12 protein-coding genes and 1 tRNA gene are annotated in these 13,254 nt (G+C 62.7%); 9 read left to right on the top strand and 4 right to left on the bottom strand.

Annotated elements, in window-relative coordinates; genetic code table 11:
- Nucleotides 1-406: 406 nt before the first annotated feature.
- The 5 genes from QX041_RS07630 (at nucleotide 407) to QX041_RS07610 (ending at nucleotide 4,596) form a co-directional block, all read left to right on the top strand.
- Nucleotides 407-482, top strand: a tRNA-Lys gene (locus QX041_RS07630).
- 434 nt (nucleotides 483-916) lie between these two features.
- A complete protein-coding gene (locus QX041_RS07625; RefSeq protein ID WP_316164812.1) occupies nucleotides 917-2,095 on the top strand; it encodes a TylF/MycF/NovP-related O-methyltransferase in 1,179 nt (392 codons plus the stop codon).
- Nucleotides 2,096-2,181: 86 nt separating this feature from the next.
- On the top strand, nucleotides 2,182-2,853 hold the full coding sequence (locus tag QX041_RS07620) for a hypothetical protein (protein ID WP_316164811.1): 672 nt from the start codon (nucleotides 2,182-2,184) through the stop codon (nucleotides 2,851-2,853).
- 144 nt (nucleotides 2,854-2,997) lie between these two features.
- Nucleotides 2,998-3,942 carry an STM4504/CBY_0614 family protein gene (locus tag QX041_RS07615; protein ID WP_316164810.1) on the top strand — a complete coding sequence of 315 codons (945 nt, stop codon included), beginning with the start codon at nucleotides 2,998-3,000 and terminating at the stop codon, nucleotides 3,940-3,942.
- A 348-nt stretch (nucleotides 3,943-4,290) separates the two neighbouring features.
- On the top strand, nucleotides 4,291-4,596 hold the full coding sequence (locus QX041_RS07610) for a hypothetical protein (RefSeq protein ID WP_316164809.1): 306 nt from the start codon (nucleotides 4,291-4,293) through the stop codon (nucleotides 4,594-4,596).
- Here QX041_RS07610 and QX041_RS07605 read toward each other — a convergent pair.
- The 3 genes from QX041_RS07605 to QX041_RS07595 all read right to left on the bottom strand — a co-directional run bounded on the left by QX041_RS07605 (nucleotide 4,578) and on the right by QX041_RS07595 (nucleotide 6,951).
- Entirely contained in the window at nucleotides 4,578-5,201 is a 624-nt protein-coding gene (locus QX041_RS07605) for an SAM-dependent methyltransferase (protein ID WP_316164808.1), read from the bottom strand. The two genes, QX041_RS07610 and QX041_RS07605, sit on opposite strands and share 19 nt — an antisense overlap.
- A gap of 442 nt (nucleotides 5,202-5,643) precedes the next feature.
- A complete protein-coding gene (locus QX041_RS07600; RefSeq protein WP_315712035.1) occupies nucleotides 5,644-5,949 on the bottom strand; it encodes a hypothetical protein in 306 nt (101 codons plus the stop codon).
- A 441-nt stretch (nucleotides 5,950-6,390) separates the two neighbouring features.
- Nucleotides 6,391-6,951 carry a hypothetical protein gene (locus QX041_RS07595; protein WP_316164807.1) on the bottom strand — a complete coding sequence of 187 codons (561 nt, stop codon included), beginning with the start codon at nucleotides 6,949-6,951 and terminating at the stop codon, nucleotides 6,391-6,393.
- A gap of 1,130 nt (nucleotides 6,952-8,081) precedes the next feature.
- On the opposite strand from QX041_RS07595, the gene QX041_RS07590 reads away from it, so the two are divergent.
- Both QX041_RS07590 and QX041_RS07585 read left to right on the top strand, forming a co-directional pair.
- Nucleotides 8,082-8,288: a hypothetical protein gene (locus tag QX041_RS07590; protein ID WP_316164806.1), complete on the top strand. Its 207-nt coding sequence runs from the start codon at nucleotides 8,082-8,084 to the stop codon at nucleotides 8,286-8,288.
- A gap of 123 nt (nucleotides 8,289-8,411) precedes the next feature.
- Nucleotides 8,412-9,035, top strand: coding sequence for a LysE family translocator (locus QX041_RS07585; protein WP_316164805.1), 624 nt, complete (start codon nucleotides 8,412-8,414; stop codon nucleotides 9,033-9,035).
- Nucleotides 9,036-9,357: 322 nt separating this feature from the next.
- Here the strand turns inward: QX041_RS07585 and QX041_RS07580 are convergent, their stop codons facing one another.
- On the bottom strand, nucleotides 9,358-10,995 hold the full coding sequence (locus tag QX041_RS07580; RefSeq protein ID WP_315751623.1) for an isocitrate lyase: 1,638 nt from the start codon (nucleotides 10,993-10,995) through the stop codon (nucleotides 9,358-9,360).
- Between the two features lie 144 nt (nucleotides 10,996-11,139).
- Between QX041_RS07580 and QX041_RS07575 the strand changes: the two genes are divergently transcribed.
- A complete protein-coding gene (locus tag QX041_RS07575; RefSeq protein WP_315826916.1) occupies nucleotides 11,140-12,615 on the top strand; it encodes a short-chain fatty acyl-CoA regulator family protein in 1,476 nt (491 codons plus the stop codon).
- A 160-nt stretch (nucleotides 12,616-12,775) separates the two neighbouring features.
- Entirely contained in the window at nucleotides 12,776-13,186 is a 411-nt protein-coding gene (locus tag QX041_RS07570) for a hypothetical protein (protein WP_315712044.1), read from the top strand.
- The last annotated feature ends 68 nt before the right edge of the window (nucleotides 13,187-13,254 follow it).

The raw sequence follows: 13,254 nt of genomic DNA, 5'->3' as shown, positions 1-13,254 counted from the left end.
GCGCCGCGTAGCCCGAATGAGCGGACGCCTGGGCCCGAGGGGGCGCAGGCGGCAGCGACACCCGGGGTCATTGCGACGGCCCGTGAGCCCCCGCAGGTCGCCTCCGCTGCCGCGCTCTCGAGCGCCGACGGCGGCTCATGATGGCGGCTCATGGCGGGCTACGGCACCGTCATCGCCGCGCCCGAAACGATCGTCGATCTCCCGTGGTTTCCCCCGCCCGCCCTATTGACCGGAACGGACCCACCCCCTACACAGCGCCCACGACAGCATGCGGCCCAAGGTCGGGTTTTTTTGCCGCCCCGATCTCATGCCGCAGTGAACCACGGCCACGCCTAAAGCGTTCCGATGGGGACCTGCCGACGATCCGGACCGTGACGGCCCTGCCGTCGCACCGCTTCTTGGAAGCGAGCGCGTAGCTCAGCCGGTAGAGCACGTGACTTTTAATCATGGGGTCCCGGGTTCGAGTCCCGGCGCGCTCACCAAGATCCCGAACGATCGAATAGTCAGCCTGGTAGACGCCTCCCTTGGCCACGTCGGCACATCGGTAAGACGATGCGTGGCCTGGATCGCCCGTAAGCGGCAGCCTGAATGCGTCTCGATCGGAACTCGATTTCATACTCGATGAGTCGAACGCCCTCGATCCTCACGCGGCTTTGGATCCTCAGTCATTCCCTTGGCTACGATGCTCGTGCGAAGCTGGCGGGACGTCTCCATGATCTCTTCCACCAAGGCGATGTCACGAAGAAGCTGCCCGATCACCGCGCGTCAGCTCGATCATGTCGGCACCTCCACGTCTGCCGGAATTGCAGTCTGCGCAACCAGGGTGCTAAGGTCGACAACCAAAGGTATCGCAAGTCATTTTCATCGAATTCCAGTAAGGCCTTTTTGGCTAGGCGTTCGCGCCAGTGGAGCCAGCATGTCTGCAAGCTATGGCGCCGTGATCAACCGGCTGCTCAACGGCGTCGGCTTCCAACTTATTCGCCAATCGACGCTCCATCAGCTGGTCTCGTCGGCCCGCAATGCCAGCGAGCAGGACAACGAGGCAGGACCGAACGACGTCGTCGAACTCGATCCCGCGCGATCGGGCAACGAAGGTGAGGATCAGGTCCCAACGGATTCGCAAGCCAGCGAACCGACGGAGACGGTATCGGCCAGCTATCTCCAGAACCTGCAGCGCGAGAGTTTGGCGCTTCGTGAGATGTCGACCGAGCTCATTAAGCTCAAGCTGCAGCTGGCCGGAGCGAACGACGGTACCAACACGAGCGAGCCCTCGACTCCGGACGTTGCCGGCCCCCGGCTCTACACGCCCGTATACGACTACGCGGGATTGCGAACCGATCCCGCGATCGTGCACAACCATGACTTCATGCGGGATCCCCGCTTTGTCGCCGCCTACGAACGTGGCGCCGCCGCCGAGGGCTATGAGCCTCGCTATTTCTGGCGGACGCATGTTGCGCTCTGGTGCGCCAGCATCGGCGTCAGCCTTGGCGGCGATTTCGTCGAATGCGGCGTCTGTCGCGGCATGCTCAGCTCTTCGATCATGCACTATCTCGACTGGAACAACCTCCAACGTCGATTTTTTCTGTTTGATACGTTTACCGGGGTCGACGAGCGCCTCGTCACCGATGAGGAGGCCGCAAGCGGCAACCTCGGCTACTTCAGAGAGATGTACAAGACCGACATCTATGAGGATGCCGTTCGCAACTTCTCCGAATACAACAACGTCGAAATCATTCGTGGCAGTGTCCCATCCAGCCTGTCGACCGTCGACATCAATGCCGTCGCTTATCTGTCGATCGACATGAACAACGTCACGCCCGAGATCGCGGCCATCGACCACTTCTGGAGCAAGCTGCAGCCCGGCGCCCCGGTTCTGCTCGACGATTATGGTTTCGTCCGCTACGAGGCCCAGAAGCGTGCGTTCGACGCTTGGGCCTCTCAGCATGGCGTCGCTATTCTCGCGCTTCCCACAGGGCAAGGCCTGATCATCAAGCCACCATCGGCGTCAGGGGCTGTGCGTCGGACGTGGCGCCGCATAGCTCCATTTTTGTGCACCGCCACCGTGAAGCGGTTTTTTGGGATGACGACGGCGTAAGGTTGTCCACATGCCGACTGGCTTGTTCGGCCAATCCAAGGCACAATCGAGCGTTGCAGTCTTTGATTTATTGCCGGGGCGTTTCGATGAATTGGGTAGGAACGGTCGTCGCGATTCCATTGGCTGCCATTTCCTTGTCGGGCTGCATCACGACATCGATGCAGGGATATGCCGACCGACAATTGCCGGCGAAGCCGATCGGCCGCATGGTCGCTTACGTCTCTGGACCCGGTCCGCTCGTCACGAGCATTCAAACGAACATCGCCGAGGAGGCGCGGAAACGCGGCGTCGTCGCTGACGACGCGCTGATGCTGTTCCCGCCGACACGGACCTACACCAATGCCGAGGTTCAACAGGGGCTCGCGCGTGACGCGATCGAAGGCGTCCTCGTCATCAGCGTGGGCGATAGCGGTGTGCAGCAACAATACGCCGGGACGATCTTGTCGGGCCAATACACCGGAACATCGAGCTCGATCGGTACCGTCAACACCCTCGGCAACACGTCGACCATATCCATGAATGGCACGTCATCAGGCACGGTGGTTGCCACCGCGACGCCGACCTACCGCTACAAGCGTCAAACCACGTTCACGGCGCGGCTTCTTGAGGCAAGCACCGGACGAAACCTCTGGGTTGGAAATGGTCAGGTTAACGCCGGCGGCCTTCTGTTCGTCGGCGATGGCGCAAACGCGTCAAGTTCCGTCGCGGCCATTTTTGACGACTTGCAGCGCAAGGGAATCATCGGGTCGTCAAGTTGATCAGGAGCGGCTTCATGAGTCTCCCGTAACCCACTCCATCGGAATTATTAAGTGCACTGTCACCGTATCAGCATTGTGTCACCCAATCACTCGTGATTCGCAGGAAACTATCCCTGTGAAGCCTCAGATCGGCAGAGCAGCAAAATGGCGGTATGGGAACTCTATTCGAAACGACGAAAGAAAGAACTGGGTCAATCAGCCGACGTTTTCACGTACGACAGCATTCCGAGCGCTCTTCGAACGCAGGTCGTTCACATGTGGGACGAAGCCATCGGTGTCGAATACGGCAGATATGATACAGAGAAAATTCAAGACACCTATCTCCAAATCGCCCAAATCCTCCGTCGAGAATACGGAGTGTTTCAATTGTCCAATTCTCGCCATCCGGAAGACAGGAGAGAAGCCCGGACCGACCTTGTAGTTTGGTTCCTGAAAGAAGAAGACAATGAGAGAGTCCTTGATGCAATCGAACTGACGTTCCAAATAATAGACGTCTATTGCGGAAAAGAACACTATCTTTACGGCAGAAAAAACCGAAAAATTGTCGATGGTGTTGTTGAAGAGCTAAACACCCGATTCAAAGAACATGGAGTGGGCTATCACTTTGTAGAAGGCAAACTCCTGAGAGTAGACTCGCAGCTTGTACACAGTGAAATCGTTATCCCGGCACTTTCCATTCTACATGGAAAACACTTCGCCGGTGCCCAGGAAGAATTCCTGAGTGCGTTTGAGCACTATCGACACGGAAAAAAGGAAGAAGCGCTAGTAGACGCCTGTAAGTCGTTTGAGAGTACGATGAAAGCAATTTGCGACAAGCGAGGCTGGGCTTACGATCAGAACAAGGCAAGCGCATCCGATCTGGTCAATATTTGCCTTTCTCAAGGTTTAGTCCCATCATTTTGGCAAGGCCATTTTGCGGGCCTTCGAAGCGTTCTTCAGTCCGGCATTCCGACGGCGCGGAATCGCCAAGCTGGTCACGGCTCCGGCACACAAGCAAGACCTGAGCCTCCTGATGAACTGGTCGGCTACGTCCTTCACCTGACCGCTTCAACCATCTTGTTTTTGGCTGAATCAGAAAAACGGTTGTGAGCCCGCAATTTTGGAATCCGCGTGGAAGTCAAGATCCAGAGTCTGAGAATTACGGTGACAGTGCACAATATTAGCCGTCGCTTTCACCGAGTTAATTAGTGCACTGTCACGGTGCCAGGTCGGCGACATCTGGATCAAGCGGCGGCTTCGGCATCAGCACTCCAGCAGGCATGACTGTATTCACGATACCTGTCATTCGCGTTGAGACCAAGGCGACGCAAGGGAAGAGCTAAAAGCGACAAGCGCGCTTGCACTTGAACTAACCGCAATTACAGGTCAATCTCTGCGAGCAGCGTGATTGGCTGCACCAATTAGACGGTTTTTTCTTGATTTTGGGAGAGCGCCGTTATGGCGATGACGGTCAATGACGCGAAGATCGCGATTGGCATGTTGGCAAGGGGTGATAATCAGCACGACGTTGCAGCTTGGTTCGGCGAGAATCAGGCTCGCATAGTCGAGGCCTCGCAGGGCAAGTACGGCACCACCGAAGCAGCCCCCACTTCTGCGCTGCCGCCAAAAGGCCCCCCTGGAATCAAGGGGCGAAGGCTTCTTGCGTTCGTCGAGAAGGCGATAAAGGCGTTAGAAGCGGGAGACAGCGTTGCGGCGCTGAAGGAGTTACAGGCCGGAGTCGATCGCTACAACAAGTTCGAATAGTCATCGTCTCGTTCAAGCGACTTTCTGCAGGGAGGCACCCACTTTAGCTGTGGGTGTCCCACATGCCGCTTGTTCCAGATCAACCACGCATATCCGGTTGCTGTTGACGCTTTGCGGTCCAGCCTCCCCTTGACCATGGGAACGCGCTCGACGAACTGCGCAAAGATGGCTGGCGGGGTCCGCGAGAAGATGCCTTCATAACGCCCCAAGCTCTCCAAGAACACGGTACGGGCGAGAATAGCGACGCCGCTCTTTGCGACCGTCAGACCTCTAAGTACAAACTCCTCGGCCAAGCGAAACGGCGGGTTCGTGACGACCCAGTCGTGAGACCCTGTTTCGTAGGGATGGGTCAGGAAGTCGCGTACCGGTGCGAAGCCGTAGTGATAAGCGTCTGCTGCATCAACCTGACCAAAGTACTCCCTCAGGGGCCGCACCATGTGCCCCCGCCCGCAGGCTGGCTCCAGGCAAGTCTGTGCGGTAAGGTCAACGTCGGCTAGCAGATACTCGCAGAGGGCTCGCGTTGCCCACGGCGGAGTCGGAAAATCGTCTGGGCTGTCAGCAGCTTCGCTGCGTTGGGCCATCACCGCATGCGAAGTGTTCTGCATCTGAATTTCCAGGAACTGACGAATCTGAAGTCACCACATAACGATATTGGCTGAGTCACTAGGTCAATAGCAATTCGTTCAATGGTTCCCCATGCCCAAATGCAGCGTTTGGCACCCCTGGGGCGGGAGCGGAAACGCCGCGAGTGCCGGACCAAACTGTGCGGCCGCGTGATTGTTCTGAAGAGGCGGGCTGTTCGCCAGTATGGGCTGTGTCGGCTGCATCAGCCGCGTCAAGGCCCGCCGTGCGAGTTGCCAGGCATTGAATATTAGCCTGTGAGCCCGGCTGCGCGCCGTAGCTCCGACAGTTCAGCGGGAGATCAAGGCGCGGTTACCGCGATTGTGTCTTGGGGACGGTGACAGTGCACTAAACTTGAGGGGGTACGGTGACAGTGCACTAAACTTCCATCGACGTCAGGTAACGCGGCCGCACTGCCTTAGCCCCTCACCCGCTCACCGCAAACCCAAGCACCAGCTGCTTCGGACTCTGCTTGAATTCCTTGATCACCGCGGCCCGGACCTTCTCCGACAGCTCCGGCAGCGGCTTGGCGGTGTAGAGCTTGGGGAAGGTCACCATCACCGACGTCAGCGTGCCGTTGTTCCAGTTGAAGCCGACTGCGGGACGCACACCGGTTTCGGCGAGGAGGTCGGCTTCGACAGCCCGGCTGTAGGCAAGTCCGTTTTGAACGGCGTCGACCATCCCGCAGCCGGCGAGGCATGCGATCAGGGGGATCAGCGCGAGGGCTCTCATGGTCGTCCACTCCAGGGTTCAGTGTCCGGCGACGCGCCGTCGCCACGCGTGGCGCCTGCCGAGGTTGCAGCGGCCGGCCAGCATGAAATGCGGCCACGGCCGGATCATGGCGCGACGGCGCAAGGTTTTCCAGCGTGACGCGCCGGGACAGGTTAGACTGGCGTGAGCCATCCATGAAGGCAGACAATCGTCAGGCATTGGCGTGCATGGTGCTGATCGCTGTCCTGATGGTCGCGCTCCTGTCGACCAAGTATCAAGTATGACGACTGCCGGTGGCGCGGACAGTCCGAGACCGAGTGCTTGCGGCAGGCCCGGGGACTGCCTCCGGTCGGGCGGCCTTGAGCGAGAATTCCCGTGCGCTAAATTGACCTCGCTACTTGGCGCGGCAGTTTCATGCACTGTCACCGCAACCGTAACCGCCAATGACGAAAGATCCGTCCCTTACCCGCCGGGGGCATCGGCCTCCAGCACGACCTTCGCCACGGGATAACGCCAGTCGTTCTTCGTGTTGTCGGCGGCGGCATCGATGCCTGCCACGATGACCGCACCGAGGATCCCGCCGTTGACGCCGCTGGCCAGACGCGCCTGGCGCGTCGCATCGAAGGGTGCGACCGTGATCATCCGCTTTTGATAGCCGGGCTTTTGGCAGGTCACGGCAAGCGTGCTCGACTGTCCGCGATAGAGCGGCACGCGCACCTTCGCGGGGCTCGTCATGGTTGCGCTAAAACCGGAGGCTTCCAGTGAGCAGGAGGCCCCGGCCATCTCGACCTCGCCTCCTCCGCCGGGATTGTGAAACGTCCGCACTTCCACGAGCTGGTCACCCGCGAACTCGGGCACGCTTGCGTCGGTTCGGCGCTTCGGCTCGTAGACGTCGATTCCTCGGCTGCCCGTGCTGGACCTGATGTCGGTCACATTGTTGACCGCAAGCGGCGCAGCACACCCGCCAAGACACGCCCCTCCAAGGATGGCCAGCCAGGTGGCCATCCAACGCAAATAGTCCATTTGAGCCCCCACAGCACCCCTACTGTTGTTGACTAGCGGTAGCAGGGGCCGATCTGGGGAACAATAGCCGCAACCTCAGGGGGAATAGAAACAACTAACAAAAAGCCGGCTTCGTTGCGGGGCGGCCACATTCGCTGTCGTCCCGGCACGCAATGCTCGCATCAGTTGCAGTGGTCGTTGGGCCTTCATGGCAGCTTCTTGGGACAGACGCCGGATCATGGCGCGACGGCGCTGCGCTTTACAGCAGAGTTGCCGTGAGGATGCGCGGAAAAACTCATTTCATCAGGTCTCTCAAGGCGATCACCCCTGTCCAGTCCCCCCGCCCAAAATATTCGACTTCACTTTTTCCGAATTCCATGATTGACTGTCCCCATCCCGTGCTCCTCGAGAGGGGCGGATCGCGATCGTCACGGACGTTGGGCGCGGGATGCGGTGGCCGCAGGCGGGTCGCAGCGTGCTTGAGGCGCGCGGACGAACGACTCCGTGCGGACGCGAAATCGCGTGGTCCTGGCGCCCCGAAGCTGGCGCCAAGTCCTGGGGGATGATGACCCCCACGGGCGACGGTGGCTAACAAGCCGGACACCGGGGAGATCGCGTATAAGCGTGAAGACCATCGCGCGGGGAATGCCGGGTTGATCCGGCTGAACCTGTGGTGACTGCCGCCTGCTTTTTCTTCTGCAGGCGGGCCATGGGTGAGGCCCTCACCCGGCATTCCCTGCGCCCTCTGTTTCATGGGGGCGAGACGACCGGCACAGCTCGGGCGCGCAAGGCGTCGCGATGACGGTCGAACACGTCCCCTGCCCCGCCCCCCCGCAACGTGATGAGGTTCAGATGATCAGGCCGATCGGTCGTCATGCGGCGGGCCTAGCCGCCGTCGCCCGTTGCGTCCCCGCGGTGCAGACGCACGCGGCTTGCAATCACCGGCTGCCGGGAGTGCGCGCACGAACAGCAACAAGATCTTACATGGCGACATCCGACCTGCGCAAAAGCGCCGCGTCCGCGGCGTGTGTTCGCATCTGTGGCCGCACGCGATCGAACCGATGGCGATCGTCGCGGTGCAGCCGCGATCGCGTCAACCGTATCGTGAGGAAGTCCCGATGTCGTCACCCACGCCAACAGGACGGCGGGCCATGCTCGTCCTGCTCGCCGTTCTCCTCCTCGGCAACATCGCCGCCATCATCGCCTGGCCGTCGCATTGCGGCACGAGCCCACGGCTCACGATCGGCGGGGTCATGCTCGCCGGCTGCGGCGAGGCCGACGCCGCCGGCCCTCGCCTCGAGGCGATGCAGCGGCCGCATCGGGCGCCCGAGCCGGTTGAAATGGCGAGGGCGCCCTGACATCGTGGCCGTCACCCGTGGTCAGCGATCGGCAGCCCGACGAGATCGAGCGCGGCGACGCGCTGAGGCTGCTGCCGCGCCTTGCGGGCTGATGCGCCTCGTCTCGCCCAAGGAGCTTCCCCGATGTCCACCGCCTTCCTCTTGACCTCGCTGATCGTGGTGGCCTCGCCCGGCACCGGCGTGCTCTACACGCTCGCGGTGGCGCTGACGAAGGGGTCGCGGATGAGCGTCGCCGCGGCGTTCGGCTGCACGCTCGGCATCATCCCGGCGATGCTCGCCGCGATCGTCGGGCTTGCCGCCGTGCTGCACACCAGCGCGCTGGCCTTCGCCGCGCTGAAATGGTGTGGCGTTGCGTATCTCTTGTACATGGCCTGGCAGACGCTCGGTGAGCGTGGCGCGCTCTCGGTCGAGGCCAAGGATGACGCGAAGGACGCGGCGCGCTCTGCCGGGCGCGTGGTGCTGACCGGCTTTTTGATCAACATCCTCAATCCCAAGCTGTCGATCTTCTTCCTCGCCTTCCTGCCGCAGTTCATCGCCGCGGACGAAGTGCATCCGCTCGCCGCCATGCTGGAACTGTCGGCCGCGTTCATGGCGATGACGTTTGCGGTGTTCGTGGTCTACGGGCTGTTCGCGGCGGCCGTGCGCGATCGCGTCGTCAGCCGGCCCCAGGTGATGGCGTGGCTGCGCCGCGCCTTCGCCGGCGGCTTTGCTTTGCTTGGCGCCCGGCTGGCGCTGAGCGAGCGGTGAGGGCGGCCATCAGGGGGGGGCTGACGGCTCATGGCGACGGGAATACGACCTTCGCTCCTCACCCTGAGGAGCCCGCCGCAGGCGCGCGTCTCGAAGGGCGAGGCCCGCGCTGTGACCTCATGGTTCGAGACGCGCCGCAAGGGCGGCGCTCCTCACCATGAGGGGTGGGGTCCGAGGCCGCCGCTGCACGTTGACCACGAGTAGCGCGCTTATGATGGGAGTATCGAGTTGCGCCTTGGAAAGCCTGCGCAAAAACAAAACCCGCCCGGAGCGGTGCCGCTCCAGACGGGTCGTGTTAGTTCAACAATTCAGCAGGACTGTATCAGCCGAACTGGTTCATCGTGTTGTGCGCGCCGCCGGCCTTCAGGGCCTTCTCGCCAGCAAAGTACTCCTTGTGGTCGTCGCCGATGTCGGAGCCGGCCATGTTCTGGTGCTTGACGCAGGCGATGCCCTGGCGGATCTCGGCGCGCTGGACGTTCTTGACGTAGCCCAGCATGCCCTGCTCGCCAAAGTACTCGCGGGCGAGGTTGTCGGTCGAGAGCGCGGCCGTGTGGTAGGTCGGCAGCGTGATCAGGTGGTGGAAGATGCCGGCGCGCTTGGCCGAATCCGCCTGGAAGGTGCGGATGCGCTCGTCGGCTTCCTTCGCCAGCGGGGTGTCGTCGTACTCCGCCTTCATCAGCTCGGCGCGGTTGTACTTGCTGACGTCCTGGCCCGCCTCCTTCATCGCGTCATAGACCTGCCAACGGAAGTTGAGGGTCCAGTTGAACGACGGCGAGTTGTTGTAGGCGAGCTTGGCGTTCGGGATCACCTTGCGGATGCGGTCGACCATCTTGGCGATCTGCTCGATATGCGGCTTCTCGGTCTCGATCCACAACAGGTCGGCGCCGTTCTGCAGCGAGGTGATGCAGTCGAGCACGCAACGGTCCTCACCGGTGCCGGGACGGAACTGGTAGAGGTTGGAGGGCAGCCGCTTCGGACGCAGCATCTTGCCATCGCGGTTGATGATGACGTCACCGTTGCGGGCGTTCTCGGGCGTGACCTCCTCGCAGTCGAGGAAGCTGTTGTACTGGTCGCCGAGATCGCCGGGCTGGCTCGAGAAGGCGATCTGCTGCGTCAGGCCGGCGCCGAGCGAGTCGGTGCGGGTGACGATGATGCCGTCCTCGACGCCGAGCTCCAGGAAGGCGTGGCGGCAGGCGCGGATCTTGGCCAGGAAGACGTCATGCGGCACGGTGACCTTGCCGTCCTGATGGCCGCACTGCTTCTCGTCCGAGACCTGGTTCTCGATCTGCAGCGCGCAGGCGCCCGCCTCGATCATCTTCTTGGCGAGCAGATAGGTCGCCTCGGCATTGCCGAAGCCGGCATCGATGTCGGCGATCACAGGGACGACGTGGGTCTGGAAGCCGTCGATCTTGGCGATGATCTCGGTCTCCTTCGCCTTGTCGCCGGCCTTGCGGGCCGCGTCGAGGCTGCGGAACAGGTCATTGAGCTCGCGCGAGTCGGCCTGGCGCAGGAAGGTGTAGAGCTCCTCGATCAGCGCGGGCACCGAGGTCTTCTCGTGCATCGACTGGTCCGGCAGCGGGCCGAACTCGGAGCGCAGCGCGGCGATCATCCAGCCGGAGAGATAGAGGTAGCGGCGGTCGGTCTTGCCGAAATGCTTCTTGATCGAGATCAGCTTCTGCTGCGCGATGAAGCCATGCCAGCAGCCCAGCGACTGGGTGTACTTGGTGCTATCATTGTCATAGGCGGCCATGTCGGCGCGCATCACGGCCGCGGTGTAGCGGGCGACGTCGAGACCGGTCCTGAAGCGGTTCTGCAGGCGCATGCGCGCCACGGCTTCGGCGGTGACGCCGTTCCAGGTCGGGTTGGTCTCGAGCAGCGCACGCGCCGCCTCGACCTCGGCCTGGTAGGACGAGGGGCCCTGGAGAGCCTGGTCGTTCAGTCCACGCGGTTGAAAGTTCATGTCCGTGATCCCTTGGTTAAGGACAACCTGGGACCTGTTGTAAGCACCCGGCGCCGGCGGACCAGACATTGCGCGGAAAACTTGTCACACTTTACAAACTTCTCGTGTATAGCTGTAAGGAGATTACAAGACCGGAATTTGGCCATGACCACCGCCACGGCACGATCGATCTTCATGGGCCCGCGCCTGCGCCGGCTCCGGCGCGAGCTCGGCCTGACCCAGGCCGACATGGCCGCGGACCTCGAAATCTCAGCGCCTTACGTGGCGCTCTTGGAGCGGAACCAGAGGCCGGTGACGGCCGACATGCTGCTGCGGCTGGCGCGGACCTACAAGATCGACCTCGCCGATCTCGCCGGCGACGGCGGGGCCGACCACACCGCGCGGATGCAGTCGGTCCTCAAGGACCCGATGTTCTCCGACATCGACATCCCCGCGCTGGAGATCAGCGATCTCGCCGTCAGCTATCCCGGCATGACCGAGGCGTTCCTGCGCCTCTACACGGCGTATCGCGAGGAGCAGCTCGCGCTGGCCGAGCAGCGCGCTCCGGTGCCGGCCGGCAGCGCGCCGCGCGTTGGCAATGACGGCTTCGACGCCAACGATCCCGTCGCCGATGTCCGCCGCTTCCTCGCCGCCCGCCGCAACAACTTTGCCCAGCTCGACGATGCCGCCGAGCGGCTGGCGCAGGCCATCTTCCAGGGGGCGCCGACGGGGGCTCCGCAGGTCTCCGCCGGGCCGGCCGGCTTCATCGAGCGCTTTCGCGCCCGGCATAATCTCCAGGTCCGCTACATGCCGCCGAACGTGATGCTCGGCTCGCTCAGGCGGCTCGACCTGCACCGCCGTCAGTTGCTGATCGAGGACTCGCTGGACAGCGCGAGCCTGAAATTCGAGCTCGCCCGGCAGCTCGCTTATCTCGAGCTCGACACCGAAATCGGCGCGGCACTCGAGGATGGCAAGTTCGCCAGCAAGACCGCCGAGCTGCTGGCGCGCCGCGCGCTCGCGGCCTACGCGGCGGCTGCGATCATCATGCCCTATTCGATCTTCGCCAAAGCCGTCGATGCCAGGGCCTACGATCTCGAGGCGCTGGCGCGGCAGTTCGGCACCAGCTTCGAGCAGACGGCGCATCGCGTCACCACCCTGCAGAAGCCGGGCGCGGAGCGGATCCCGTTCTTCCTGATCCGCGTCGATCCCGCCGGCAACGTGTCAAAGCTGCTCGACGGCGCCGGCTTCCCGTTCGCCCGCCATGGCGGCGCCTGCCCGCTGTGGTCGGTGCACGGCATCTTCAAGACGCCGCGCCAGATCGTGACGCAATGGCTGGAGCTGCCCGACGGCCGCCGGTTCTTCTCGATCGCCCGCACGGTGACCGCCGGCGGCGGCTCCTATGGCGCGGTGCGCGTCGAGCGGGCGATTGCCGTCGGCTGCGCCGCCGAGCATGCGGGGCAGCTGATCTATACCCGCGACGGCCACGGGCCTGATGCCGACGCGCCGACCCCGATCGGCGTCGCCTGCCGGGTCTGCCACCGGCCGAAATGCGCGGCGCGCTCGGCGCCGCCGATCGGGCGCGAGATCCTGCCGGACGATTTCCGGACGTCGTCGGTTCCGTTCGGGTTTTCGGCGGATTGAGCAGGGGATGGTCGTGGAACCAGGAACTGGTCGGTATCCCTGGCCGTGGGCGATAATCCACCGGATCGGGCTGCAAATCGGCCCGGGACGCCATGGCCCTTGACGGAACAGCCATAAACCGGACAAAGATTGCGCCAAAATGTCGCGGCGGAGGTTGGCCATGAGATACGTCGACGGCGTTGTGATGTTCCTCAGCCTGTGGCTGCTGGCATCGATGGTTCTGGACGCCGTGACGCCGCCCGAGCTGAACTTCTACATGATCGGCCCGATCATTGCGCCGGCCGCGATCATCACCGGCTTCCTGTATTGGCTCCGCATCCCCTCCCGCGACTTCGTGCTGGCGTCCGCAGCCATCTGGATGGTCTGCGAGATGACGATGGAGATGGTCACCCCCAAGCCGCTGTCGCCGCTGCTGGCGGTGGCCGCCGTCGCGCCGCTGCTGGTGGCCGGCATTCTCCTGCACGTCCAGCACTGGCGCCAATCGCGCGGCCGCTTGCCACCGCCCGCTTCGACGCCGACGACCAATCTGCCAGGCTCCTCCAACGCGATGTCGAGCCGGCGGCCGTTCTGAGCCGCGCGACGCCGCGGCAATGGCGGATAGCGTGCAGATTTTCCGTTGTTCTACGGGACCGAATGTTT

The sequence above is a fragment of the Bradyrhizobium sp. SZCCHNRI2009 genome (assembly GCF_032485115.1).
Lineage (GTDB): Bacteria > Pseudomonadota > Alphaproteobacteria > Rhizobiales > Xanthobacteraceae > Bradyrhizobium.
The sequence above is the reverse complement of the archived record's forward strand: the minus strand, read 5'-3'. Positions and strand labels throughout refer to the sequence as shown.